At 65.2% G+C, this 24,835-nt stretch carries 19 protein-coding genes; 8 read left to right on the top strand and 11 right to left on the bottom strand.

What is annotated here, in order from left to right; genetic code table 11:
• Position 1: 1 nt before the first annotated feature.
• A complete protein-coding gene (locus ACWAT4_RS20125) occupies positions 2 to 1,504 on the top strand; it encodes an AMP-binding protein (RefSeq protein ID WP_212302337.1) in 1,503 nt (500 codons plus the stop codon).
• Between the two features lie 86 nt (positions 1,505 to 1,590).
• Positions 1,591 to 2,814 (top strand): GGDEF domain-containing protein, encoded by a 1,224-nt coding sequence (locus tag ACWAT4_RS20120; RefSeq protein ID WP_212445718.1) that lies wholly within the window; start codon positions 1,591 to 1,593, stop codon positions 2,812 to 2,814.
• Between the two features lie 67 nt (positions 2,815 to 2,881).
• Here ACWAT4_RS20120 and ACWAT4_RS20115 read toward each other — a convergent pair whose 3' ends face one another.
• The 3 genes from ACWAT4_RS20115 to ACWAT4_RS20105 form a co-directional block, all read right to left on the bottom strand.
• On the bottom strand, positions 2,882 to 3,889 hold the full coding sequence (locus tag ACWAT4_RS20115) for a hypothetical protein (RefSeq protein ID WP_449727874.1): 1,008 nt from the start codon (positions 3,887 to 3,889) through the stop codon (positions 2,882 to 2,884).
• 185 nt (positions 3,890 to 4,074) lie between these two features.
• Positions 4,075 to 7,593 (bottom strand): transcription-repair coupling factor, encoded by a 3,519-nt coding sequence (gene mfd, locus ACWAT4_RS20110; protein ID WP_212302340.1) that lies wholly within the window; start codon positions 7,591 to 7,593, stop codon positions 4,075 to 4,077.
• Positions 7,590 to 7,880, bottom strand: coding sequence for an FAD assembly factor SdhE (locus ACWAT4_RS20105; RefSeq protein WP_449727873.1), 291 nt, complete (start codon positions 7,878 to 7,880; stop codon positions 7,590 to 7,592). Before ACWAT4_RS20105 ends, mfd begins: the two co-directional genes overlap by 4 nt.
• Positions 7,881 to 8,064: 184 nt before the next feature.
• Here ACWAT4_RS20105 and recG point away from each other — a divergent pair, with 184 nt between their 5' ends.
• Positions 8,065 to 10,173 carry an ATP-dependent DNA helicase RecG gene (gene recG / locus ACWAT4_RS20100; protein ID WP_449731235.1) on the top strand — a complete coding sequence of 703 codons (2,109 nt, stop codon included), beginning with the start codon at positions 8,065 to 8,067 and terminating at the stop codon, positions 10,171 to 10,173.
• Here the strand turns inward: recG and panE are convergent.
• The 4 genes from panE to glmS all read right to left on the bottom strand — a co-directional run bounded on the left by panE (position 10,131) and on the right by glmS (position 14,831).
• A complete protein-coding gene (gene panE, locus ACWAT4_RS20095; RefSeq protein ID WP_212302342.1) occupies positions 10,131 to 11,099 on the bottom strand; it encodes a 2-dehydropantoate 2-reductase in 969 nt (322 codons plus the stop codon). The two genes, recG and panE, sit on opposite strands and share 43 nt — an antisense overlap.
• An 81-nt stretch (positions 11,100 to 11,180) precedes the next feature.
• Positions 11,181 to 12,038: an NAD(P)-dependent oxidoreductase gene (locus ACWAT4_RS20090; RefSeq protein WP_449727872.1), complete on the bottom strand. Its 858-nt coding sequence runs from the start codon at positions 12,036 to 12,038 to the stop codon at positions 11,181 to 11,183.
• Positions 12,039 to 12,144: 106 nt separating this feature from the next.
• On the bottom strand, positions 12,145 to 12,915 hold the full coding sequence (locus ACWAT4_RS20085) for a DUF502 domain-containing protein (protein WP_212302344.1): 771 nt from the start codon (positions 12,913 to 12,915) through the stop codon (positions 12,145 to 12,147).
• A gap of 89 nt (positions 12,916 to 13,004) precedes the next feature.
• The gene (gene glmS, locus ACWAT4_RS20080) at positions 13,005 to 14,831 is read right to left on the bottom strand and encodes a glutamine--fructose-6-phosphate transaminase (isomerizing) (RefSeq protein ID WP_212302345.1); all 1,827 of its coding nucleotides are present in this window, start codon (positions 14,829 to 14,831) and stop codon (positions 13,005 to 13,007) included.
• A 221-nt stretch (positions 14,832 to 15,052) separates the two neighbouring features.
• Between glmS and ACWAT4_RS20075 the strand changes: the two genes are divergently transcribed.
• Positions 15,053 to 15,271 carry a hypothetical protein gene (locus ACWAT4_RS20075; RefSeq protein ID WP_212302346.1) on the top strand — a complete coding sequence of 73 codons (219 nt, stop codon included), beginning with the start codon at positions 15,053 to 15,055 and terminating at the stop codon, positions 15,269 to 15,271.
• 22 nt (positions 15,272 to 15,293) lie between these two features.
• Here the strand turns inward: ACWAT4_RS20075 and ACWAT4_RS20070 are convergent, their stop codons facing one another.
• Positions 15,294 to 15,479, bottom strand: a complete 186-nt coding sequence (locus ACWAT4_RS20070) for a hypothetical protein (protein ID WP_212302347.1) — start codon at positions 15,477 to 15,479, stop codon at positions 15,294 to 15,296.
• Between the two features lie 40 nt (positions 15,480 to 15,519).
• A complete protein-coding gene (gene glmU, locus ACWAT4_RS20065) occupies positions 15,520 to 16,875 on the bottom strand; it encodes a bifunctional UDP-N-acetylglucosamine diphosphorylase/glucosamine-1-phosphate N-acetyltransferase GlmU (RefSeq protein ID WP_212424692.1) in 1,356 nt (451 codons plus the stop codon).
• 190 nt (positions 16,876 to 17,065) lie between these two features.
• On the opposite strand from glmU, the gene ACWAT4_RS20060 reads away from it, so the two are divergent.
• Positions 17,066 to 18,511, top strand: coding sequence for a hypothetical protein (locus ACWAT4_RS20060; RefSeq protein ID WP_449727871.1), 1,446 nt, complete (start codon positions 17,066 to 17,068; stop codon positions 18,509 to 18,511).
• A 54-nt stretch (positions 18,512 to 18,565) separates the two neighbouring features.
• On the opposite strand, the gene ACWAT4_RS20055 is transcribed toward ACWAT4_RS20060, so the two are convergent.
• On the bottom strand, positions 18,566 to 18,700 hold the full coding sequence (locus ACWAT4_RS20055) for a hypothetical protein (RefSeq protein WP_283815591.1): 135 nt from the start codon (positions 18,698 to 18,700) through the stop codon (positions 18,566 to 18,568).
• Positions 18,701 to 18,901: 201 nt separating this feature from the next.
• On the opposite strand from ACWAT4_RS20055, the gene ACWAT4_RS20050 reads away from it, so the two are divergent.
• A complete protein-coding gene (locus ACWAT4_RS20050; protein WP_212302350.1) occupies positions 18,902 to 19,282 on the top strand; it encodes a hypothetical protein in 381 nt (126 codons plus the stop codon).
• On the opposite strand, the gene ACWAT4_RS20045 is transcribed toward ACWAT4_RS20050, so the two are convergent.
• Positions 19,242 to 20,903, bottom strand: coding sequence for a glycoside hydrolase family 17 protein (locus tag ACWAT4_RS20045; protein WP_249154185.1), 1,662 nt, complete (start codon positions 20,901 to 20,903; stop codon positions 19,242 to 19,244). The two genes, ACWAT4_RS20050 and ACWAT4_RS20045, sit on opposite strands and share 41 nt — an antisense overlap.
• 223 nt (positions 20,904 to 21,126) lie before the next feature.
• Here ACWAT4_RS20045 and ACWAT4_RS20040 point away from each other — a divergent pair, with 223 nt between their 5' ends.
• Complete coding sequence (locus ACWAT4_RS20040) at positions 21,127 to 21,729, top strand: beta-1-3, beta-1-6-glucan biosynthesis protein (RefSeq protein WP_212424689.1); 603 nt, start codon at positions 21,127 to 21,129, stop codon at positions 21,727 to 21,729.
• A gap of 215 nt (positions 21,730 to 21,944) precedes the next feature.
• Positions 21,945 to 24,611, top strand: a complete 2,667-nt coding sequence (locus ACWAT4_RS20035) for a glycosyltransferase (protein WP_212424688.1) — start codon at positions 21,945 to 21,947, stop codon at positions 24,609 to 24,611.
• The last annotated feature ends 224 nt before the right edge of the window (positions 24,612 to 24,835 follow it).

Here is a 24,835-nt window from a genome sequence, read left to right as displayed (position 1 = left end):
CGTGAACCAGCCAGCCGTATCGCCGACGCTCGACACGCTGTTCCAGCGGACGCTGATGCGACAGCCGCACGCGCCCGCTCTGCTGGACCCCCTCAACAAATCCCGCATCACCGGGCATCAGCCCCGCCGGCTCACCTACGCCGAAGCCGACACCGCCATCGAGGCGCTGTCGGCGCATTTCGTCGAATCGGGCCTGCCGGCCAATTCGGTGATCGCGATCCAGTTGCCCGCGACGGTCGAGTTCGTGCTGACCGTGCTCGCTGCCCATCGCGCCGGCCTCGTGGTTGCGGTGCTTCCGCTGCTGTGGCGGCAGGCGGAACTCGCGGCTGCGCTCAACCGCACAGCGGCACGCGCCATCGTCACCATGAGCAAGATCGATGGCGTCAGCTATTCCGACCTCGCGATGCACGCCGCGGCGGAAGCCTTCTCGATCCGCCACGTCTTCGGCTTCGGTTCTGACCTGCCCGAAGGCATGGCCCCACTCGACGAGGTGCTGGCACGTCCGCCCGGCGCCACGCGCGCCGTGATCCAGGACGGCCGCAAGGCGGCGATGATCTCCTTCGACGTCACGGCGGAAGGTTTCCGCCCGGTGCCGCGGCCGCATTTCAGCCTGATCGCCGGCGGGCTTGCGATGTCGCTGGAGGCCGACATCCAGCAAGGCGCGACCGTGATGTCGGCGTTCACGCCGATGTCGTTCGCGGGCCTCGCCTCCTCGCTCGCGGTGTGGCTGCTCTGCGGCGGCACGCTGGCGCTGCATCATCCGTTCGAGAGCGAGGTGCTGGAGCAGCAGATCAACGAGCACGGATGCAACGTGCTGATCGCGCCTGCCCAGCTCGCATTGCGCCTCGGCGATTCAGGTCTTGCCGCGCGAATGCCGACCTTGCGTAACGTCGTCGGGCTCTGGCGCGCGCCGGAACAGGTGGCGGCCAGCGAAGCCTGGACCGCGCCCCATGCACCGCTCACGGACGTCTATCTGTTCGGCGAGGCCGGGCTATTCGGCGCCCGGCGCGGCGAGGATGGCATGCCAGTCGCGGTACTGCCGGGCCCGCATGGCGCCCCGCGCGAGCAGTCGGGGTCCTCGATCGCGGGTGATATCCTGCTGACGCCGAAGGGCACGCTCGGCTTGCGCGGCCCGATGGTGCCGATCGCGGCCTATGCACCGCCGCAGCCGGTCGGTGAGACGCTGACGGCGCAGCCGCCGCGCGACTATGTCGACACCGGCTATGCCGCGCGGATCGACCGGGCGAGCGGCGCGATCTGCATCACCGCGCCGCCCTCCGGCATCATGGCCGTCGGCGGCTATCGATTCCTTTCCAACGACCTGCAGGAATGGGCGCGCCGGCTCGGCCAGGGCGCGCTGCTGACGGCCCTGCCCGACCGGCTTTCGGGGCACCGGCTGGCGGGCCGGGCCCAGGACAATTCCCGCGCACGCGAGGCGCTCAGCGAACTCGGCCTTAACCCCTTGATGGTCGAGGCTTTTCGTGACCGCTCCGGACCGGTCTAGGCTCAGTTTCATCGGGAACATTGACGGCGCATTAAGGCAACCGGACTAGATTGCGCAGCATCGATTGCGTGATCAGAGTTTTGCAAATGTCCCAGGCGGGCCCGATCCTGTTTGTTTCCAATGCCGAGCGCCCCGCCTTCATTGCGGCGCTGGACGAGGCCCGTCTCTTTCCCGTCGTCGACAGCGATTGGGCGAGCGCTGCACGCGCCGTCGAGCAGGTGCAGCCGGCTGCCGTGCTTGCTGCGATGTCCGGCGGTCACGAACCGCATATGCCGCTGCTCGCAAAGAAGATCGCCGGTCAACCGCTGTATCTGCCACTGGTCGCGCTGGATGCGCAGAGCTCACTGCCCCACAACGCCCTGCCTTTCGCCACGCGCGGCAACGCCGCCGAACGCCTGATCGCACGCCTGCGCGCCGCCATCCGTGTTCGCACGCTGCACGCCACGGTGCTGCGCCGGCTGCCGGAGACGAAGGTCGTCCTGCCGGAGACCGATCCGGTGCGCGATGCGATCGTGCTGTTGATCGGCCGCGGCGCGGCTTATCCCGCCCTCTCCGTCGCGCTCGGCGAGCGCACCGGCGTGGTCGGTGCGCTCTCGATCGAGGCCGCGGCCAAACATCTCAACACCCGCGAGATCGACGGTGTCGTGCTCTCCGACGGTTTCACCCCGCGCGTCACCGATGCCTTTCTCACGGTGCTCGCGGAGGATACGCGCTTCCGCAACCTGCCGGTGGTCGTCACGGCGCATCAGCTCACCCAGAGCTACGATCTGCCCAATCTCGAGCTGATCGCGGGCGAGCCCGCCAAGGTCGCCGCCAACGCGCTGCCGCTCGTTCGCCAGCACGCGATGGAAGCGCAATTGAGCCGGACGCTGCGCTCGATCGATGCCGGCGGCTGGCTCGATCCGCGCAGCGGCCTCTTGACGGTCGAAGCCTTCGCCCGTGATTTCGCCAAGGCCGTCGAGCAGACGCTCGCGCGCGGCGGCGGCCTCTCGGTGGCGCGCTTCGCCTTCGATCCCGGCAATCCCCGGGCGCAGCTCGATGCCGCGCGCATCCTCAGCCGGCTGATGCGGCAAATGGATTTTGGCGCCGCACAGAAGGATGGCTCGGTCATCGTGGTGTTCGCCGAGACCGATTTCCGCACGGCACATATGATTGCCCGCCGCCTCTCGGCGGTGATGAAGCACACATCAAACGGCAAGCACGAGATGCGCAGCGATCCCGTGGTCAGTGTGGATTCGCTGTCGCCGTCGGACACGGCGAGATCTCTGCTGGGGCGGCTGTCGGCGGACGCGTCAAGGGCGGCGTCGTAGATTCGGACGTCCAAGCTTTCCCATATCCGCAGTCGTGCCCGAACTCGACGAATTGCGCGAACAACTCCTATTTCCGTTCTGCCTTGTATTTGTCCTGCTGACCGGAATAGGCGCCGATACGTTCGATGAACGCGGCCGACCTGCTATCTCCCTTGAATTGCGCATAGTCTCCACGCGCAAACTTTCTCAGTCCCAGTACGATGCTTTCCGGCGAATCGTGCAGCGTCTTGTCTACATTCTTGGGCGTCCCGTCGATCACCTGGTAGGTGCGATGGAAGTCCACAGAACATCCCCAGGACAGGTTACCGCCGCTCAATCCACAGCCGATGAGCGGCAGAGGAAGTGCCGACAGTCGCCAGAGCGAAGCCGTCCGATACGTCGCGAAGACTCGTCCGTCGATGCTGAAGTCGACGAATTGCTCCATGATCGCGCGCTCGTGCTTCCACACGGCATTGTCACCACGATCAGTGACGACGATTTGTTGCAACTGCGGCTTCTCGGGAAATCTCAGGAGGCAGGCTTCGCTGAGGAAAGTATTGTCAAACTTGACCGGGCCGACGAGGATCGCTGCAGGCGAGACCTTCTGTCCGCGAAGGTTGTTCCGCAAGCTGCGGGCGCGCACACATTGCTCGCGATCAAGCAAGCGATACGAAAGATATCCCTCAGGCAGGAAGTTCGCGTTGACCGAATAGGCAACCGAAACATTGTAGTATTGGGCAAGGTTCTCTGCGCGCGACGCTGGCAGCACCAGCGAATATCGATCAGGATCGAATTGCAGGACTGCCGACGGATTGCTCAGTTGCATCTCCCGAGCCTTGTCGTCGATGTCCTTCCCCTGTTGCACGTATAGATAAAGGTACCCGCCATAGGCGACGAGGGGAATGATGATCAGCACGCGGGGAACTTGTCCGACCACAGCTTCAAACAAGAGGCATAGCAGGAAGCCATGCACGAGCAGGCCGCACCACGCGGCGGCCCCGACCACCAGCAGGATGAGGTTTAGATACGGAACCTGCTGAAGGGCGAGGAGCAGGGCCAGCGGGCCCAAGATCCAAAAAGAAAAAAACCTCGGCAAGCGAATATCCGCAAGATTGCTACCAGATCGCGAAAACCTGCCAGACCTTTGCTAACAACTCTGAACCCTAAAGCTCAGGATTTGTCGGCCGATGATGACCGTCTCCTTAACGTTTGCTGCGCCAAGACGGCTCAGCGCCGCGCCGCTCTACACTGCGCCGCGTCCGGAACGCTAGGGTCCTCTGCTCACGCCGCCTTCTTGCTCTTCGCGAGCTGCGCCAGCTGGCGCATGATCTCGGTCGTGCCGGCGAGACGCTCTTCCGGAGTCTCCCAATCCTGCAGGAACACCACCTTCATGTCGGGGCGCACCTTGGCGGCCTGACCGTAGCTGCGGATGAAGCTCACCAGACGATCGGGATAGGCGAATGAGTTGTCGCGGAATGTGATGACGGCGCCCTTCGGGCCCGCATCGATCTTCTCGACATTGGCCTGGCGGCAGAACGCCTTGATCGCGGCGACCTTGAAGAGGTAGCGCACCTCGTCCGGCAGCACGCCGAAGCGGTCGCGCATCTCGGCGCCAAAGTTCTCGATTTCCTCCTCGCTGTCGAGATCGGCCAGGCGCCGGTACAGCGACAGCCGCACCGAGAGGTCGCCGACGTAATCCTCCGGAATCAGCACGGGCATGCCGATGGTGATCGTCGGCGACCAGCGGTCGGCAGCCGGCTCGGAGACGCCGGCCTTGAGGTTCACGATCGCCTCCTCCAGCATCGACTGGTAGAGTTCGAAACCGACCTCCTTGATGTGGCCGGACTGCTCCTCGCCGAGGAGATTGCCGGCGCCGCGGATGTCGAGGTCGTGCGAGGCGAGCTGGAAGCCCGCGCCCAGCGTTTCCAGCGATTGGAGCACGGTGAGCCGGCGCTCGGCCTGCGCCGTGATCTTCTGCTGCGCCGGCAGCGTGAACAGCGCATAGGCCCGCAGCTTGGAACGGCCGACGCGACCGCGGAGCTGATAGAGCTGCGCAAGGCCGAACATGTCGGCGCGGTGCACGATCAGCGTGTTGGCGTTGGGGATGTCGAGACCGGATTCGACGATGGTCGTGGATAGCAGGATGTCGAACTTGCCGTCGTAGAACGCGGTCATGATGTCCTCGATCACCGCGGGCGGCATCTGGCCGTGCGCGACCGCGACCTTCATCTCCGGCACGTTCTTGTCGAGGAAATCCTTGACCTCGGCGAGGTCGTCGATGCGCGGCACGACGTAGAACGCCTGGCCGCCGCGGTAACGCTCGCGCAGCAGCGCCTCGCGGATCATCAGCGGATCGTGCGGGGCGACGAAGGTGCGAACCGCGAGGCGATCGACCGGGGGCGAGGCGATGATCGAGAGCTCGCGCACGCCGGTCAGCGCCAGCTGCAAGGTGCGCGGGATCGGCGTCGCCGACAGCGTCAGAACGTGCACCTCAGAGCGCAGCGCCTTCAGCCGCTCCTTGTGGGTGACGCCGAAGTGCTGCTCCTCGTCGACGATGACAAGGCCGAGATCGCGAAACTTGATGGCCTTGCCGAGCAGCGCGTGGGTGCCAACGACGATGTCGACCGAACCGTCGGCAATCCCCTTCTTGACCTGGTTCAGCTCCTTGGTCGCGATCAGGCGCGAGGCCTGCGCCACGTTGACCGGAAAGCCCTTGAATCGCTCGGTAAAGGTCTTGGCGTGCTGGCGCGCAAGCAGCGTAGTCGGCACCACGACCGCGACCTGCTTGCCTTCGAGCGCGACGGCAAAGGCGGCGCGCAAGGCAACCTCGGTCTTGCCGAAGCCGACGTCGCCGCAGATCAGCCGGTCCATCGGACGGCCGAGCTCGAGGTCCTTCAGCGTGGATTCGATGGCCCCTAGCTGGTCCTCGGTCTCGTCATAGGGGAAGCGTGCACAGAACTCGTCATAGAGGCCCTGCTGCACCGGCAGCTTGGGCGCCTCATGCAGATGGCGCGCAGCGGCGATCTTGATCAGCTCGCCCGCGATCTCGCGGATGCGGTTCTTGAGCTTGGCCTTGCGCGTCTGCCAGCCGCTTCCACCGAGACGATCCAGCTCGACCGTGGTCTGGTCGGAGCCGTAGCGCGACAGCAGCTCGATGTTTTCGACGGGCAGAAACAGCTTTGTCTCGGCGGCATAATGCAGCTCGAGGCAGTCATGCGGCGCGCCGGCGACGTCCAGCGTCTGCAGGCCGATGAAGCGACCGATGCCGTGATCGACGTGGACGACGATGTCGCCGGCGGTGAGGCTCGTCACCTCCGAGATGAAATTGTCGAGCTTGCGGCTCGCCTTGCGCGGCCGCACCAGGCGGTCACCCAGGATGTCCTGCTCGCTAATGAGCGCGATCTCGTCGGTCTCGAAACCGCTCTCCAGGCCGAGCACGGCGAGCATGGTCTCGTTACGCGGGGTCGCCTGCACCGTGCGCCAGGAATTGACGCTGGTGGTGTGAGCCAGCTTGTGGTCGCGCAGCATCGAAGTCATGCGGTCGCGCGAGCCTTCGCTCCAGAGCGCGATCACGACCTTCTTGCGCTGGGCCTGCAGACCCATCACATGGCTCACGACCGTCTCAAACACGTTGACCGTGCTGTCGTTGCGCTCCGGCGCAAAATCGCGGCCCTTGCGGGCGCCGGCATCGACGACGCTGCTGCCGTCGGTCGGCACCGAAAATGCCGTCAGCCGCGCCAGCGGAATGTCACCAAGACGCTTGGTCCACTCCCCGTCGGTCAGATAGAGCCGATCGGGCGGCAGCGGCTTGTAGATGGCGCCGCCGCCGGGATGCTCCATCGCATCGCGGCGCGCCTCGTAATAGTCCTGGATCTGCTTGAAGCGCTCGCGGATGGCGTCCTCGGCCTGCGGTTCGATCGCCACGGCTGCCCCTTGCAGATAGTCGAACAGCGTGTCCATCCGGTCCTGGAACAGCGGCAGCCAGTGCTCCATGCCGGGATGGCGGCGGCCTTCGCTGACGGCCTCGTACAGCGCATCGTCGCGCTCGGGCGCGCCGAACTCGGCGACGTAGCCCATGCGGAAGCGGCGGATGGTATCGGTGACAAGCTGGAATTCCGAGACCGGCACCAGATCGAGCGAGCGCATGTCGAGCAGCGTGCGCTGGGTCTCGGCGTCGAACGAGCGGATCGATTCCAGGCTGTCGCCGAAGAAATCGAAACGGACGGGCTGCTCGAGGCCCGCGGGAAACAGGTCGAGAATGCCGCCGCGCACGGCATATTCGCCGGGCTCGCGCACGGTCGAGGAACGGTTGTAGCCGTTGTGCTCGAGCCAGGCGACGATGGTGTCCATCGGCACGACATTGCCGGGCGCGACCGACAGCGCCTGCGCCGCGACCAGCTCGCGCGCGGGCACGCGCTGCACGACGGCGTTCACCGTGGTCAGCACGATCAGCGGCTTGTCGCTGCCGGTGAGCGCGGCCAGTCGCGCCAGCGTCGTCAGGCGCTGGGCCAGAATGCCGCCATGCGGCGAGACGCGGTCATAGGGCTGGCAGTCCCAGGCCGGAAAGGTCAGGACCGGCAGATCGGGCGCGAAGAACTGCAGCGCTCGTTCGAGCTGCTGCATCCGCGCACCGTCGCGGCAGACCACGGCAAGGCTGACCGCCGGCTTCTTCGGCCGCGCCGCGATGGCACGGGCGAGATCCGAGACGATCAGGCCCTCGGCGCCCTCGGCGACATTGGCAAGCGTCAGCGCGCGGCCGGGCGTGAGCAGCTCGGCCGGAGATTTCATCCCCTGCTTCATACGTCGCTGTCCGCGATCGGATAGGCCTTGATGCGGGCAAACAGCGCGCCGGTGACGTCGGCTGGCAGCAGCTTGTCACCGGTGATGGCGGCATAGAGATCGGGATCGTTGACCTCGAGCAGGGTCTCGAGCTCGGTCAGCTCCGTATCGGACAGGTTACCGATCTCGGCATCCGCGAAGCGGCCGAGGATCAGGTCCATCTCGCGCGTGCCGCGGTGCCAGCAGCGGAACAGAAGCCGCTTGCGACGATCTTCCAGGCCGCTGCTCGATCGTGTCGTTCCCGTCATGTCTCAAATCCAGTCAAACGCCGAAAGCCCGGACGTGCCGGGCCGGGGTGATATAGCCACTCGGACTGGCCGTGTCAGCCCTCGATTTGTCAGGTCCCGCTGCCCGCCAGGAGCACGAAAAAGGGCGTGGATGCCCGGCATAAAGCCGGGCAAGACGAGCCCAAACGATCCTAGATTCGTGTCCATGCGCCCCAGCCTGCTCAATCCGCTGTTTGCTCCCGTGACCAGCCTGCCCGGCGTCGGTCCGAAGCAGGACAAGCTGCTGCAGTATCTGCTCAGCCGCAGCGAGACACCGCGTCTGGTGGACCTGCTGTTGCATCTGCCGAGCCAGGTGATCGACCGGCGGGCTCGGCCAAAGATCCGCGACGCAGTCCAGGGAACCATGGTGACGCTGGAGGTCACCGTCGACCGTCACCGCCCGCCTCCGCCGCGCAATTCCCGCGCGCCGTACCTGGTCTATGCCAGCGACGACACCGGCGACGTCGTGCTGACCTTCTTCCGCGCCAAACCCGGCTATGTCGAAAAGCTGCTGCCGATGGGCGAGAAGCGATTCGTGTCCGGCACGCTGCAGATGTACGACGGCATCCCGCAGATCGTGCACCCCGACCGCGTGCTCGACGAGGAGGCGATCTCGAAGCTCTCGGGGATCGATCCGGTTTATCCACTCACCGAGGGGCTGGCGCTCGGCTCGCTGCGCCGCGCGATCGCGCAGGCGCTGCTCAAGCTGCCCGCGCTGCGCGAATGGATCAGCCCGGACGTGCTGCGCCGCTGCAATTTTCCGCCGATTGCGGAGGCGCTCAACCGCGTGCACCAGCCGGTCGAGCTGACGGACATCCTACCCGACCAGCGTTACTGGTCGCGTCTCGCCTTCGACGAACTGCTCGCCGGCCAGCTTGCGCTCGCCCTGATCCGCGCGCAGCTGCGCCGGCCGGCCGGCGTGCGCAATGCCGGTGACGGCCATTTGCGCAACAAGATCATCGACGCCCTGCCCTACGCGCTCACCCCCTCCCAGCGCAGCGCAGCGGCTGCCATCGCCGAGGACCTGCAACAACCCGTGCGTATGCTCCGCCTGCTCCAGGGCGATGTCGGCTCCGGCAAGACCGTGGTGGCACTGCTGGCGGCCGCCGCCGTGGCCGAAGCCGGCAAGCAGGCCGCTCTGATGGCCCCCACCGAGATTTTGGCGCGGCAGCACATCAAGACCATTGCGCCGCTCGCCGAGCGCGCCGGCCTGCGGGTCGCGATCCTCACCGGCCGCGAGAAGGGCAAGGAGCGGCGCGAGTTGCTGGCGCAACTCGAAGCCGGCGGGATCGATCTCCTCGTCGGCACCCATGCGCTGATCCAGGACGACGTCATTTTCAAAGACCTCGCGCTTGCCGTCGTCGACGAGCAGCACCGTTTTGGCGTGCGCGAGCGGCTGGCGCTGACCTCGAAGGGCGATGCGGTCGATGTGCTGGTGCTGAGCGCCACGCCGATTCCGCGCACGCTGGTGCTGACCTATTTCGGCGACATGGACATCTCCGAGCTGCGCGAAAAGCCCGCCGGGCGCCAGCCGATCGACACCCGCGCCGTCGCCATGAGCCGGCTCGGCGAGGTCATGGACGGGGTCGGCCGCGCGCTCGAGTCGGGCAAGCTGGTCTACTGGATCTGCCCTCTGGTCGAGGAGTCCGAGGCCGAGGGCACCGAGCATCTCACCAACGCGACGAAACGCTTCGAAAGCCTGCAGAAGCGCTTTGGAGATCGCGTCGGCCTGGTCCACGGGCAGATGAAGGGCACCGAAAAGGACCGCGTCATGGGTCAGTTCGCCGCCCACGAGATCGGTCTTCTGGTCGCGACCACCGTGGTCGAGGTCGGCGTCGACGTGCCCGCCGCCACCATCATGGTGATCGAGAACGCCGAGCGTTTTGGGCTTGCCCAACTCCACCAGCTCCGCGGCCGCATCGGGCGCGGCTCGGAGGCTTCGACCTGCATTCTGCTCTACAGTGAACCACTCGGGGAAATGTCGAAGGCACGCCTGAAGGTGATCCGCGAGACCACCGACGGCTTTCGCATCGCCGAGGAAGATCTGAAGCTGCGCGGCGAAGGCGACGTGCTGGGCGTGCGCCAGAGCGGCCTGCCCGGCTACCGCATCGCCCGTTCGGAAGTGCACGGCCAGCTCATCACGCAGGCTAGAGACGAGGCGCTGCGGATCCTGAAGGAGGATCCGAAGCTGAAGGGCGAGCGCGGCGAGGCGCTGCGCTGCCTGCTGTATCTCTACGAGCGCGACGAGGCGATCCCGCTGATCGGCGCGGGGTAGCCCGCAGCCCGCCGGCGCCCGACCTCGTAGGCCGCCACATGCGCGCGGGCCAGATCCAGGAGCGGCGTGTCGACGCCGAGCGCGCGGGCCCGGTTGGCCATGTCGCCGAGGATGTGCTCCGCCTCGGTGACCGAGCTGCGCTCGATGTCGCGCAGCATCGAGGCCTTGAGCGGCGAGTCCAGCGTCGTGAAAAGTTTTCGGTCGAACTCGATGAACGGGGCGCGCGGCTCGAAACCCGAGGCCGTCGCCACCGCGCAACATTCGCCAAACAGGCGGAAGATCGACTGTTCGCCGTTCGGCACAGCCAGGATGTCGCCAATGCTCGCGCGCATCAAACAGGTGATGCCGGCGAGCGTGCTGAGCTGCACGAACTTTTCCCACATGTCCTGCATGATCGCTTCGCTGGCGCGCACGTCGATGCCGGGAACATGGAGCAGCGTCTCCAGCGCCAGCGCACGCTCGCTCAGCGAACCATCGATCTCGCCGAAGACGATCGTTTGATTGGCCATGAACTGAACGACGCGACCATCCGCATCGAGCCCGGCACTGACGTTCGCCAAACCACCGAGGACGCGCTCCGCGCCGAACCGCGCAGTCAGGGCGTCGAGATGCTTCAACCCGTTGAGGATGGGAAGAATCATCGTGTTGGCGCCGACCGCCGGGGCGAACTGCGCCATCGCATCGTCGAGCGAGTAAGATTTCACCCCGACGAGCACGACGTCGAACGGCTCCTTCAGATCATTTGCCAGAATGGTCTTCGGCTGCACGGCAAAGTCACCATGCGGGCTCACGACCTGCAATCCGTCTCGCCGCAATTGCTCCGCGCGCCCGGCCCGCACCAGAAAGGTCACGTCGCCGCCGGCTCTGACCAGGCGAGCTCCGTAATAGCCGCCAAGCGCGCCCGCGCCGATCACGAGCAGTCTCATTCGAACTCCCGTCTCACGTCTGCGAACGTCAACCATTGTCACATTGCAGGGCGAAGCAGACTGATCGCACCTGCCTGATCGTCAGGCTCTTTTCTTCCCGATGCTCGCTGCGAAGGCTTTCAGCAGCGCCGCATCGACCTCCTCCCCTTTCGCATCGCTGGCCAGATGCTCGAACCATTTGGCGAAACCTTCGTAGACCTGGCTTGCCGGATGATCCGGCCCGAGGAAGCCTGATATCTCCCGCATCTCAGCGACCCAGCGATAGGCCTTCGGGATCATGTCCGGCAGAGCCACCTCGAGCCGCGTCAGGATGGCGGGCTGGCTCAGCGCGAGCTCGTCGCGCAGCGCATCCGCAGCCCCCGCTTTGGTCGCGGCGACCACCATGGCCGAGCCGATCCCGGCGAGACCCTTGACGATGCCGGCGTAAGACATCTTGAGCGCGGAGGCCGCGCCGACCGGGCCCTCGACGATGCGCAGGTCGAGCCCGAAATCCCTGAGCACGGCGAGGCCCTGCGCATGCTCACCCGACATGTAGAACGCAGGGCTCTTGCCGCCCGGTTGTGGCGGGAAGCCGATGATGCCGCCATCGACGAAGGGGGCCTGCGCCGAGCCGATGATCTCCTCGATGCGCTTCACCGTGTCGACATTGACGGCGTTGCAATCGACGACGACCGGCTTCTTGTTGCGCCCGGCGATCAACGCGGCGAGCCGCTCGGCCAGCGCCACCGCTTCGCCGGGCGGCACGATCGAGAGGATGATGTCGGCGTCCGCGATCGCATCGTCCTCGGCGCCGATCATGCCGGCATCCGCCGCCCGTTTCAGCGTCGCCTCGCTTCGTCCCTTCAGCGACGTCAGCACGCGCGCGCCGTTCTCGCTCAGGCGGCGGGCCACTGCGCTGCCCATGGCACCGGGCGCGAGGATCGCAATGGTCTTTGACATCGGGCACTCCAGTTCGAAATTCCGAACGCTGCGCTCGGTTCGACCGGAACATTAGCAGAGGACGCGAACGCCTGCGTGCCCCCGGCCATCTCCCCGCGGAATGGCCCTACTCCACCTTCGCAGGCTCGGGCTGAAGCGCGGAGGCGTTGGCAATCCGTGCGGCATTGGCCATGCCCGCGAGCGCGGCCGCCTTCTTCGGGTCGGGCGCCGAGCCGGGCTGGACCACGCCGGCGGACATGATCAGCGTTGCGGCGTCCTCGGCACTGAGGTCGACCTCGATGATCTTGCTCTTCGGCACGTAGAAGAAGAAGCCGGTGGTCGGGTTCGGCGAGCACGGCAGAAACACCGAGACATGTTCCTCCTGCCCCGGCAAGCTGCGCGCAATGTCCTCGCTCGGCGATTGCGAGATCAGCACGATCGACCACATGCCGGGCGATGGAAACTCGACGAGGCCGACTTTGCGAAAGCTCGAGCCCTTGCCCGAGAACAGCGTCTCGAACACCTGCTTGAGGCCGCGATAGATGGCGCGCACCGCCGGGATCCGGCCGAGGAAGGTCTCGCCGACATCGACCAGGGTCCGGCCGATCAGGTTGGCCGCGAGGAAGCCGACCAGCGTCAGCGTGAAGAATGCGACAATCAGTCCCCAGCCGGGAACGCCGTAAGGCAGATAGGTTTCCGGCCGATAGGCCAGCGGAACGAATGGCCGCACCACACCGTCGACCCAGGTGACGAACCACCAGACCAGGTACAGCGTGATCGCGATCGGACCGGTGACGATCAGTCCGGTCAGGAAATAATTGCGGAAACGGCCCATCAGGCCGGTATGTGGTTCCGGGGCGGGATCAAGTGGCGCAGGCGCGTCGTCGCGGGCGGTCATTCGGGTTCCAGGTCGGTCGCTTCGGTCAAGCTAGGGTCTTCTAGCAGGTTTTGGAAGACCACGAAGCGATCCGACCCGATCCCTCTTGCCTATTCCACGGTCACGGACTTGGCGAGATTGCGCGGCTGGTCGACGTCGGTGCCCATCACCACCGCCGTATGATAGGCGAGCAGCTGCACGGGCACGGCATAGACCATCGGTGTGAAGGCCGCGGCCATGTCGGGCATGACGATGGTGACGAGCGACTCTACGGTCGCCTCCGCCGCCCCCTTGGCGTCGGTCATCAGGATGATGTTGCCGCCGCGAGCGGCGACCTCCTGCATGTTCGAGACGGTCTTCTCGAACACGCGGTCGTAGGGCGCAATCACGACGACCGGCATGGTCTCGTCGATCAACGCGATCGGACCGTGCTTGAGCTCGCCGGCGGCGTAGCCCTCGGCGTGGATGTAGGAAATTTCCTTGAGCTTCAGCGCGCCCTCGAGCGCTAGCGGGAAGCTGGTGCCGCGGCCGAGATAGAGCACGTCGCGGGATTTTGCGATCCTGTGCGCGAGCTTCTCGATCTGGGGCTCGGTGGTGAGCGCATCCGACATCAGGCGCGGAATCTCGACCAGGCCGTGAACCAGCTTGGTCTCGTCTTCCGAGGACAATTCGCCTCTAGCTCTGCCGGCCGCAATCGCCAGGTTCGCCAGCACCATGAGCTGGCAGGTGAAGGCCTTGGTCGAGGCGACGCCGATCTCGGGACCGGCCAGCGTCTGCAGCACGGTCTCGCTCTCGCGCGCGATCGTCGAGGTCGGCACGTTGACCACGGCGATCGTGTGCGCGCCCTCGGCCTTGGCGTAGCGCAGTGCGGCCAGCGTGTCCGCGGTCTCGCCGGACTGCGAGATGAAGATCGCGAGATCGCCCTTGCGCAGCGGCGCTTCGCGGTAGCGGAACTCGGAGGCGACATCGACCTCGACCGGCAGGCGCGCAAAGCGCTCGAACCAGTATTTTGCGACGGTGCCGGCGTAGCTCGCGGTGCCGCAGGCCGTGATGTTGATGCGCTGGATGTCCTTGAAGTCGAACGGCAGCTTGACCGGCAGCGAAACGCGCTCGGTCGCCATGTCGACATAGCGCGCCAGCGTATGGCCGACCACTTCCGGCTGCTCGTGGATCTCCTTGGCCATGAAGTGGCGGTAATTGGCCTTGTCGACCAGCGAGGTCGAGGCGGCGTGCTTGATCTTCTCGCGCGCGACGGTCTGACCGTCCTTGTCGAAAATCGTCGCGTTCGTGTGGGTCAGCACGACCCAGTCGCCGTCTTCGAGATAGCTGACCGTGTCGGTGAACGGGCCGAGCGCAATCGCGTCCGAGCCGAGATACATCTCGTCGGCGCCATAGCCGATCGCCAGCGGCGGGCCGTTGCGGGCGCCGATCATCAGATCGTCGTCGCCGGAGAAGATGAAACCGAGTGCGAAGGCGCCGCGCAGGCGCGCCAGCGTCAGCTTCACAGCTTCGACCGGCTTGTTGCCGCGCGTCAAGAGATCGTCGACGAGATGCAGCACGATCTCGGTGTCGGTTTCGGTGTGGAATACCGTGCCCTTCTCCTCGAGCTCCTCGCGGAGCTCGCGGAAATTCTCGATGATGCCGTTATGGACCACGGCGACGCGCTCGGTCGCATGCGGATGGGCGTTGTTGACGGTCGGCTTGCCGTGGGTCGCCCAGCGGGTGTGACCGATACCGGTCGTGCCCTTGAGCGGCTCGGCTTCCAGCCGCCTTTCCAGATTCTTCAGCTTGCCCTCGGCGCGACGGCGCTCGATATGCTTGCCTTCGAGCGTGGCGACGCCCGCGGAATCGTAGCCGCGATATTCGAGACGTTTGAGCGAATCCACCAATTGCTCTGCAACCGGCTCGCGCCCGAGAATGCCGACAATCCCGCACATGCGGATCAATATCCCCCAAATCGTCGAAAAATCACCTAAACGACGCGCCCGGTTTTTAGCGAAGTTCCTAAGGAACCAGATACTCAATAATTATAACGGATTGCGACAACGTTCGATGACTGCGATCCCTGTCCTACGTCGATGTGGCCGGCCTTTAACCGCGCGCGTTAACTCGTTGTCAATAACTTTGGCCAACGATTCGACCCCGGGAGATCAAGGCCATGAAAGCCACGTCCGACCGCAAAGGTCACTCTTTGACGTATATGCGTGCCAGCGAGACCTCGGGCACGCACCTTGCGCATTGGCCGCCGCCACAGCGCGGCAAGGAAAGCAAGCCGGTCTTCATCAAGCATGCAGCCAATGAGCCTGCAAAGCGCGCCAAGCCCCGCGGCTGGCGCCTGACGCGCGCCATCTTCGCTGAATTCGCGGACGACGAATAACCCCCGCCGGCCTCTCCTCGTCCTAGAGGGTGGCATAGGCGAGCATGGCGACGAAGCCCCAGAATGCCAGTCCGACGACGACAGACTGAATGTCGGACGGCTCATCTACGGCGAAGAGTTTCAGTAGCGTTCGTCCTGTCGCCGCGATGAAGACCCCGATCAGAAAACTGATCAGGTCGACGATCATGCCGCCAATGAACTGGACCATCGGCTAGCCCCCGACGATGTCCAGACCAGCCGGCCGGCGCTCACTTCTCCGGCTTCTTGCCGCTGGTCTTCATTTCACGATAGCGCGCCGCGCCGCCTTCGCGGATGGTCTGTTGGCTGCGCTCCAGCGCCATCGCGTCATCTGGCACGTCGCGCGTGATCACCGAGCCCGAGCCGATATAGGCGCCGTCGCCGATCTTCACCGGCGCGACCAGCGAGGAGTTGGTGCCGACGAAGGCACCCTGCCCGATCACCGTCTTGTGCTTCTTGAAGCCATCGTAATTGCAGGTGATGGTGCCGGCACCGATGTTGGAATTGGCGCCGACGGTGGCGTCGCCAATGTAGGAGAGATGGTTGACCTTGACGCCGGCCTCCAGCGTCGCGGCCTTGGTCTCCACGAAATTGCCGATCCGCGCGCCGTCGCCGAGTGACGTGCCGGGACGCAAGCGCGCATAGGGACCGATCGAAACCTTCTTGCCGAGCGTGGTCTCGACGATATGCGAGAAGGAATGAATTACGGTGCCGTCGGCGATCGACACGCCCGGTCCGATCACCACGAATGGCTCGATGGTGACGTCCTTGCCGAACACGGTGTCGACGGCGAGATAGACGGTCTCAGGAGCGATCAGCGTGACGCCGGCCTCCATCGCAGCCTTGCGCAGTCGCGCCTGCATCACACCTTCCGCTTCTGCCAGCTGGGCCTTGGTATTGATGCCGCGCACTTCGTCCTCGCTGGTCTCGATCACCACGGACTCCCATCCATTGTCGCGGACGATGCCGACCGCATCGGTCAGATAGTATTCGCCTTTGGAATTCGCATTGCCTATTCCGTCCAGGATCGCGAGCGCGTGGCGCCCGTCGATTGCCATCACGCCGGCATTACACAGATCGATCTTGCGCTCGTCCGCGCTGGCATCGGCATGTTCGCGGATCGCGACCAGGCGATCGCCTTGGACGATGAAACGGCCATAGCCGGTCGGGTCCGCCGCGCGGAAGCCGAGCGCGGCAATCGCAGCCCCCTTGGCGAGCGGCGCGCGCAGCCGCGCAAACGTCTCGGCCGAGATCAGCGGCGTATCACCGAAGGCGATCAGGACATCATCCGCACCGCGCGCAATCGCCTCGCGCGCCGCCAGCACCGCATGCGCGGTGCCGAGGCGCTGCCCCTGCACGAAGATGAGCGCATCGGGACGGATACGCTTCGCCTCATCCGCGACGGCCTGGTGATCGGGACCGATCACCACCGCGAGGGCGGTGCCGGTTCCCCGCGGCGCCGCGCCGAGCACATGGGCGAGTAACGTCTGGGAAGCTACGGGATGCAGCACCTTCGGCACGCTCGATCGCATGCGCGTGCCCTCGCCGGCGGCGAGAACGATCGTGAGGCTTGTGCGGGCAATCATTGCAATCCTGTCAATACGGCCGAATCGGTCGTCACCCCCAAGGGACGGCGAGCGGCGGCGAGCCGGTGTCGCCTGAGCTTGTCGCCTTGCTACCCCCGCAAACGCCCGGAATTCAAGTGCGCGTGGGTTTTCCTGTTAATGTTCCTTGATTGATTCGGGGAAGCCAGACAGGGCTGGGCACTAAACGTTCATGGCAAAGGATTCCGACCCACTGGCGGATGCCTTCGGCGACAAGGAGACCGGCGGCCTGTTCTCCGGACTTTTGGCCGAGGAAAGCGCATTCGATCGCCGCTTGCTGTGGCGGCTGGGCTCCTGGGGTGTCGCCGCCGTCGGCGCCGTCGTGGTCGCCGTAATGGCCAACCAGGCCCAGCTCGGCTGGCGGCGCGACCAGGTCGCCTCCGCCGACCTCGCCCACCAGGCCGATCGGCTTCAGGTGCTGACCAGGGAAAGCCAGCTCGAAGCCCGCCGTCTCACCTCCGCCATCGAGACGCTGAACACCGATCGCGACCGGCTCTACGCGCGCGTCACCGTGATCGAGCAAGGGCTTGATTCCGTCACCGGCGCCATCGCCAAGCAGAACGCGACATCGCCCCAGGCGCCCGCGTCGAAGCCGCAGGACACGCCGGTCGCCGCTGCGCAGCCACCGTCTCCGGCTCCGGACGTCGCACCGGTCGCCTCGACCGCGGCCTCGCTGGTCGACAGGCCGCGCACGGGTGTCGGCAAGGAGCCCAAGGACGGCTTGAACAAGGACGGTTCGAACAAGGACAATTCGAAGGAGGCTGCGAAGGATCAGTCGGCCCCGCTGCCGCAGGCTGCTTCTGCTGCCTCGCTCGTTTCGCAGTCGGCTGTGACGACATCGGCGCTGCCCGTCCTTCCGCTGCTGCCGTCGAAGTCGATCATGGCGCCGCCTGATCCAGCGGCGTCCAAATTGATCCAGCCCGACTCAACGGAGAAATCCGCCGAGAAGAAGCCCGACCCAGCGCCCGCTCCGACCGAAGTTGCCGCGGCACCTGCCAAACCGTCCGAGGCAGGCGAGGCCGAGGCGCCCGCGATCGCAGTCCAGCAGACGCGCTTTGCCATCGACCTCGGAGGCGCGAATTCGATCGACGGCCTGCGTGCACTCTGGCGCGGCCTGACCAAGTCGAATCCGGAAGTCGCCGTGCTGCGCCCGATCATCATGATCAAGGAAGGCAATAACGGCCTCGGCATGCAGCTCCGCCTCGGCGCCGGCCCCCTGATCAATGCGGCTGCGGCGGCGAAGCTCTGCGCAGGGCTGAGCGAGAGCAATCGCCACTGCGAGACCACAGTGTTCGACGGCCAGCGCCTGTCAATGCGCGGCGGCTCGGACAAGTCCCAAGACAGGGTCCAAGACAAGATCCAAGACAAATCGCAAGACAAGAGCCAGGATAAGAACCAGGACACGAGCTCGGAGAAGAGCCAGGACTCGGCGCCGCAAGCTGAAACCACCCCTGCGCCCGCGCCCGCCGCCAAGCCGGAAAAGCGCCGCCGTGGCTACTCCTCAAAGCGCTCCTCAAAGCGCGAGGAGCCCGCGCCACCACCTGCGCCGCCGCCCCCTCAAGCCAAGCCAGAGACGGCGTCAGCGAGTTCAACGATATCGTCGTTCTTCCGGCGGTAGGACCATCAGGGCTCCTGATGGAATCGTCGGAGCGTCTCTCTTGAGACCGCGCCGTTAGAGAGCTGCGACCAACTGGTTGATCTTGATTGCAGCGCAGACGATCATTCCCCAAAGCGCAAAATTGATCTGCAAAGCCTCGGCCATTGCCAACCTCGTTCGCATCCTCGCAATTGCGCTCTTGAACGGCATGATCTGCTCCTGATCGAAACAGCGATCACGCCCGCGCTTGAGGCCGAATGTTAGGCGGTGCCGGAACTTTCGCAAATCCGTAGCGCTACGGTTCCGATGCATTCGGGTTGCAGCAAAGCGGACGACGGGCCGAGAAGCCCCCCGGTGTAAAAATGCCCCGCCCCTGTTGCTCCCTCCCGCCATCCCGACCATATTGCCGGCATGACAAAAAAGCCGTTTCGCCTCACGCCCTACCAGGTGCAGTTTCTCATCGTCGTCGGTTTCGTCACCGTCGGCTGGGCGCTCTATGTGCGCTATTTCGCGATCGAGTTCTCGCAGACGGCGCTTGCCTGCGATGCCGGTTTGCAGACCATGATCTGCAAGGCGCGCTCGGTGACGACGTCGCTGTTCAAGAATTCGGTCTTCGGCATCGTCGCGCTAGTGATCGCGACGCTTAACCTGATGCGGCCCTCGATCGTGCTGCTGACGCTTGGCGTGGTCGCAGCCGGCCTCGGTATCGTGCTCTACAACATCGTGCTGACGGGCCTCGCGATCGGCCTGCTCACCCTTGGCTTTGCTCGGCCCGCGCCCGCCACAGCGTGAGCGCGAGCAGCAGGTAGATCGCGCAGGTCCACATCGCCTGCCAATTGTCGCGGCCTTCGTTCAGAATCACGTAGACCGCCGACAGCGCCAGCACCCCAGCGAACACCGCTTCCGCGATCGGACGCACGCCGATCTGCGGCCGGTTCAGCATCAGCAGCGCGAACGGCACCACGGCCATCGTCAGCGAGGCATAGGGGAAGTCGCGGTAGCGCGGATCGAACACGAAGCCGAGCGCGGTCTCGGCGGCGATCACCGCCGTCACCGCCAGGGTCAGGCACAGCACGGCGGAGAGCTTCGACCATTTCCGGCCCTCGCGCGGACCGAGCAGGTCAAGGAAGGTCGGAAGGCTGCGGCCGATGACGAGCGCCTGCGCGCAGAAGATCGGCGAGAGGATGCCGGCGAGCAGCAGCACGCTCCATTGCAGCCAGCCGCCCCAACCGTAGCTCTCGTAATACATCTTGTCGGCAGCGATCCCGAGCAGGATGCCCGCCGACGTCGCGGAGATGCCGACGCCGAGCCAGGCCGAGAAGCGCGGCGTCCAGGGGCGGCGGCGCAGCGTGATGCCGGCAACCGCGAACACCAATATGCTGAGGCCCATGCCGGCGCCCATGTACCATTTCCAGAACGGGAAATTGCTGATCGGCTCGCCCGGCGGATATTTGAGCTGCCGCCGCACGGAATCGAGCAGGCCCCAATAGCCGCCGACGGTGCCTTCCAGCCGCCGCTTCCACGGCTGGTCATAGGCCTCGATCAGGTTGACGCGAAACTTTTGTGCCTTCGCCAGCCCCAGGATGTCCGAGACGACGCGCGCCTGGTTGGTGCGTGACGGCAGCGCGCCTTCGCGCATGCGGCCTTCGCTCGGCCAGCCGGTCTCGCCGATCAGGATCTCCTTGCCGGGAAACGCCACCGCCATGCGCTCGCGGATCGCCTCGACATGGCTCGCCGCGAACTTCGCCTTCACCGGCATGTCCTCCCAGTAAGGCAGGATGTGAATGGTGACGAAGTCGACGGCGTCATAGACCTCGCGGTTCTTCAGCCAGTACTCCCAGACGTCGGCATAGGTCACGGGGACGCTGACCTGCGCCTTCACCGAGCGGATGATGGCGGTGAGGTCAGACGTCGTCATCTCCCCGCGCAGCAGCACCTCGTTGCCGACGACGAGCGAAGAAATGGTGTTGGGAAAGTCCTTGGTGAGGCGGACGGCGGTCGACACTTGCGCAAAGTTCTTGGCGCGGTTGCTGCCGAGCCAGATGCCCTGGATCACCTTCAGGCCGACCTTGTCTGCGATCCCCGGCACCAGGACGAGACCGTTCTCGACCGAATAGGTGCGCACGCAGTCCGTAATTTGCTTGAGCTGCCTCAGATCACGCTCGATCTGTTCGGCCTCGATCTGGGTGCTTTCGATCAGCGGCGTCTGGTCTCCCTGAAATGGCGCATAGGAGACACATTGCACCTTGTCATTGGGATCGATGGGGGCGCGCGCGAGCGTGATCGGCGTGGCAAGCCACCACCACACGGCAGCAATCGCACCCAGGGAAACGAGCAGGAGCGCCAGTGGCGTACGAAGTGAAATAGTTCCGTCCTCCGCGAAGGGTCCGTCGATTACCTGCTCGCACGCCATCTGCCAAGGGGGTGGTGCCCGCGAGGCACTTCCTCTCCCCGGCCAATTGGGCTGCGGCCGTTCGACCGGGCCTTAGGATCGTGACTTTGCTGGACAAAAATCCAATTCCGGGTCATTGGATTTCGCGGGACTTTTCCGCCGCATTGGAGACCCATTTGGACGCCATCACGTCGGCGTTCGCGAGGTCCTCCCGCGGGCGGACGGCTGAGATATTGGGGAATTCATGCGGCGACGGGTGTTCGAGTTACGAAATGCGGTCCTGCGGCAGCTCGCCGCCACTTTGACCGTCTCCTCCCTTGTCCTCCTGGCCAGCCTCGGTGGCGCCTCCGCCCAGAGCGGCACGCCGGCCCCTGACCAGGGCAAGCAACCGGCGGCGCAGGCCACCGACGCCGCCAAGGATGCCAACCAGAACCAGAATCAGAAGCGGATCGACGAGTTCGCCGAAGCTGCCCGCGCCGTGAATGGTCCGGCCGGCAACCCTGAATGCGTCTGGCTCGGCCGTCGCGCGGTCCAGCTGATGTACAGGGACGACCTCGATACCGCCTTCCGCCACATCGATCTCTATGACCGCTTCGGCTGCCCCGGCGGCCACATCCAGGCCGCGTTCCGCTGCCTGACCCGCTTCCTCACCCAGATCGACGACAAGGTTCCGAACAGCCTGAATAATCTGACCCAGGCCTGCTGGATCAACCCGGCTGCGCAGCCGCAGCAGACGACCGCGGCCGCCTCCTCACCGGCGCCCGCCCCGGCCGCCGGCGCCGCGCCGCCGCAGCCGGCAGCGAGCCCCTCGCCTGCGGCCAGTCCGACGCCGGCGCCGTCCAAATAGCCGCAGGCCGGCTTCAGCCTCCGTTCAGGAACGATCGGCGATAGAGGCGGTTGGCACTTCCGCGCTTCCAAAAATGCCATGCCCTCATAAGGACATGAGGCCATGACAGTTGTGAAACTGCGCGGCAGAGGTATGCTCCATTTGCCGCGGACTTGGTCGGATCTCGGGGTCGGATCCGCTTCCCTGCCCCCTCAGCCCCTTTTGGTTTAGCCGCGATGCGCGTTGTCGCCGCCGTTCTGTTGCTCGTGTCCGTGCTCCACGCCGGCCTTTGGGGAGTCTTGCGCGACAAGGAACCCGCGCCGGACTTCAAAGGCCTGTTGCCCAGCGTCTCCTACGCGCCGTTCGAAGGCTCGGCCCATCCCGACATCGACAACATCCCGACCATCGAGAAAATCCGCGCCGACCTGAAGACGCTGTCGACCATGACGCGCGCGATCCGCCTCTATTCGTCGACCGGTGGCGTGGAACTGGTGCCACCGATCGCAGCCGAGTTCGGCCTCAAGGTCACCGTCGGCGCTTGGATCGACAAGGACCCGGATCGCAACGAGCGCGAGATCAAGGCCGCGATCGAGCTCGCCCGCAAGAACAGCAACGTCAACGGGGTCGTCGTCGGCAACGAGGTGATCTACCGCGGCGAGCAGAAGGTCGAAGACCTCATCGAGATGATCAAGAAGGTGAAGAGCGCGGTGCGCGTGCCTGTCACCACCGGCGAGATCTGGAACATCTGGCGCGACAATCCCGAGCTCGGCTCCAACGTCGATTTCATCGCCGCGCACGTGCTGCCCTATTGGGAAAACTTCCGCTCCGACCAGGCGGTCGACCAAGCCGTGGACCGCTACAACCTCTTGCGCAATCAGTTCCCGGGCAAGCGCATCGTGATTGCCGAGTTCGGCTGGCCGAGCGCGGGCTATAATTTGCGCAACGCCGACCCCGGTCCGTTCCAGCAGGCCCTGACGCTGCGCAACTTCGTCACCCGCGCCGAAGCGCTGGGCATGGACTACAACATCGTCGAGGCGATCGATCAGCCCTGGAAGTATTTTGAGGGCGGCGTCGGTCCCTACTGGGGCATCCTCAACGCCAGCCGCGAGCCGAAATTTGCCTGGACCGGCCCGGTCGAGAATCCCGACTATTGGAAGCTGATGACGATCGCACTGCTGGTCGGCATTCTCTTGTCGCTGCCGATCCTGCGGCTGGAGCAGCCGACCGCCAGGCAGGCCCTCCTGCTGTCGGCCGCCGCCCACGGTGTCGGCGCCTGGGCTGCGACCGTGTTCGCATTCTGGAACGGGCACTATTTCATCTTCGGCTCGGCCTTCGCGCTGACGCTCGGCATGATTCTCCTTGTTCCTCTCGTCCTCATCGCGATGGCCCGCATCGACGAGATCGCGGCTGTCGCCTTCGGCCGGCCGCCGCAGCGGCTGCTCGCCAAGGGCAAGACGATCGAGGACGTGCCGGAGAATTACTACCCCAAGGTCTCGATCCACATCCCCGCCTATTTCGAGCCGGTCGAGATGCTGAAGCAGACGCTCGATGCGCTGTCGCGGCTCGACTATCCGAACTACGAATGCGTGGTCATCATCAACAACACTCCGGATCCCGCCTTCTGGCAGCCGATCCAGGACCACTGCCGCACGCTCGGTGAACGCTTCAAGTTCATCAACGCCGAAAAGGTGCAGGGCTTCAAGGCCGGCGCACTGCGCATTGCGATGGACCGCACGGCCGTCGATGCCGAGATCATCGGCATTCTCGATGCCGACTATGTCGTCGAGCCCGACTGGCTGAAGGACCTCGTGCCGGCCTTCGCCGATCCCCGCGTCGGCCTGGTGCAGGCGCCGCAGGAGCATCGCGACGGCGACCTGTCGATCATGCACTACATCATGAACGGCGAATATGCCGGGTTCTTCGACATCGGCATGGTTCAGCGCAACGAGCTCAACGCCGTCATCGTGCACGGCACGATGTGCCTGATCCGCCGCGCCGCGATGGACATGGCCGGCGGCTGGTCGAGCGACACGATCTGCGAGGACTCGGACCTCGGCCTTGCGATCCAGGAGCTCGGCTGGACCACCCATTACACCAATCACCGCTACGGCAAGGGGCTGCTCCCCGACACCTACGAGGCCTTCAAGAAGCAGCGCCACCGCTGGGCCTATGGCGGCCTGCAGATCGTGAAGAAGCACTGGCGGCACTTCCTGCCCGGCAAGAGCCGGCTGACACCCGACCAGAAGCGCGAATACGGCCTGGGCTGGCTGAACTGGTTAGGTGCCGAAAGCCTTGGCGTGGTCGTGGCGCTGCTCAACCTCGTCTGGGTGCCGATCGTCGCCTTCGCCGACATCGCCATCCCCGACAAGATCCTGACGCTGCCGATCATCGGCGCCTTCGTCGTCTCGCTCGCGCACTTCCTGTCGATGTACCGCGCACGCGTTGCGATCAAGCCCGGCCAGATGCTGGGCGCGATGATCGCGGCAATGAGCGTGCAATGGACGGTGTCGCGCGCGGTCGCGCAAGGCCTGATCACCGAGCACATCGCGTTCGCGCGGACGTCCAAGGGCGGCCTGTCCAGGATGTCGATCGAGTTCCAGGCGTTCTGGGAGGCCGTGATCGGCACCCTGCTCCTGGTCGGCGCCGGCGTGCTGATTGCCTCCAACAGCTTCAGGCAGATCACCGAGATCTACATCTTCGCCGGCGTGCTGGTGCTGCAGAGCCTGCCGTTCCTGGCTGCGGTGGCGATCGCCATCCTCGAGCTCAGCCGCATCAACTCGTTCCAGTTCTGGCGCGACAGCGCAATCCGCACCGCCGAGCTGATCGGCCTGCGCCCGGTCGCGCTGCCGACATCGGGCAATGCGCAACCGGTGCCGAGCGAGGTGCGGCGGGAGGCGAACTGACGGGACGAATGGTCCCCTCGCGCGGGCAAGACGTCTGCGCCGACATACCGTCGGCAGTGTTCGGCGTGGATAGCTACTCGCCAATCGGGTTGAGAATTCCGGCCTAAACGACGGATACCGCGGGCAAATCCCCGATCCTGCCAACAGTTTCGGCAGCCACCCCTGCTATTGACCTCAGCGCCCCATCCCCCTACACAGCGCGAGCCGAAAGCATGATCCGGAAA

The sequence above is a fragment of the Bradyrhizobium sp. T-1 genome (genome assembly GCF_053592855.1).
Note: the sequence above shows the minus strand (reverse complement) of the source record. Positions and strands in the feature narration are given on the sequence as shown.

Excerpts from the sequence above, each read along its gene's own strand:
- ACWAT4_RS20070 (WP_212302347.1), bottom strand. The coding sequence starts at position 15,479 with ATGGTCCAGTTCATTGGCGGCATGATCGTCGACCTGATCAGTTTTCTG.
- glmU (WP_212424692.1), bottom strand. The coding sequence starts at position 16,875 with ATGATTGCCCGCACAAGCCTCACGATCGTTCTCGCCGCCGGCGAGGGC.
- ACWAT4_RS20105 (WP_449727873.1), bottom strand. The coding sequence starts at position 7,880 with ATGACGGGAACGACACGATCGAGCAGCGGCCTGGAAGATCGTCGCAAG.
- ACWAT4_RS20090 (WP_449727872.1), bottom strand. The coding sequence starts at position 12,038 with ATGTCAAAGACCATTGCGATCCTCGCGCCCGGTGCCATGGGCAGCGCA.
- panE (WP_212302342.1), bottom strand. The coding sequence starts at position 11,099 with ATGAGACTGCTCGTGATCGGCGCGGGCGCGCTTGGCGGCTATTACGGA.
- ACWAT4_RS20060 (WP_449727871.1), top strand. The coding sequence starts at position 17,066 with ATGGCAAAGGATTCCGACCCACTGGCGGATGCCTTCGGCGACAAGGAG.
- ACWAT4_RS20120 (WP_212445718.1), top strand. The coding sequence starts at position 1,591 with ATGTCCCAGGCGGGCCCGATCCTGTTTGTTTCCAATGCCGAGCGCCCC.
- ACWAT4_RS20045 (WP_249154185.1), bottom strand. The coding sequence starts at position 20,903 with ATGGCGTGCGAGCAGGTAATCGACGGACCCTTCGCGGAGGACGGAACT.
- ACWAT4_RS20035 (WP_212424688.1), top strand. The coding sequence starts at position 21,945 with ATGCGCGTTGTCGCCGCCGTTCTGTTGCTCGTGTCCGTGCTCCACGCC.
- recG (WP_449731235.1), top strand. The coding sequence starts at position 8,065 with ATGCGCCCCAGCCTGCTCAATCCGCTGTTTGCTCCCGTGACCAGCCTG.
- ACWAT4_RS20050 (WP_212302350.1), top strand. The coding sequence starts at position 18,902 with ATGACAAAAAAGCCGTTTCGCCTCACGCCCTACCAGGTGCAGTTTCTC.
- mfd (WP_212302340.1), bottom strand. The coding sequence starts at position 7,593 with ATGAAGCAGGGGATGAAATCTCCGGCCGAGCTGCTCACGCCCGGCCGC.
- glmS (WP_212302345.1), bottom strand. The coding sequence starts at position 14,831 with ATGTGCGGGATTGTCGGCATTCTCGGGCGCGAGCCGGTTGCAGAGCAA.
- ACWAT4_RS20085 (WP_212302344.1), bottom strand. The coding sequence starts at position 12,915 with ATGACCGCCCGCGACGACGCGCCTGCGCCACTTGATCCCGCCCCGGAA.
- ACWAT4_RS20075 (WP_212302346.1), top strand. The coding sequence starts at position 15,053 with ATGAAAGCCACGTCCGACCGCAAAGGTCACTCTTTGACGTATATGCGT.
- ACWAT4_RS20040 (WP_212424689.1), top strand. The coding sequence starts at position 21,127 with ATGCGGCGACGGGTGTTCGAGTTACGAAATGCGGTCCTGCGGCAGCTC.
- ACWAT4_RS20055 (WP_283815591.1), bottom strand. The coding sequence starts at position 18,700 with ATGCCGTTCAAGAGCGCAATTGCGAGGATGCGAACGAGGTTGGCAATG.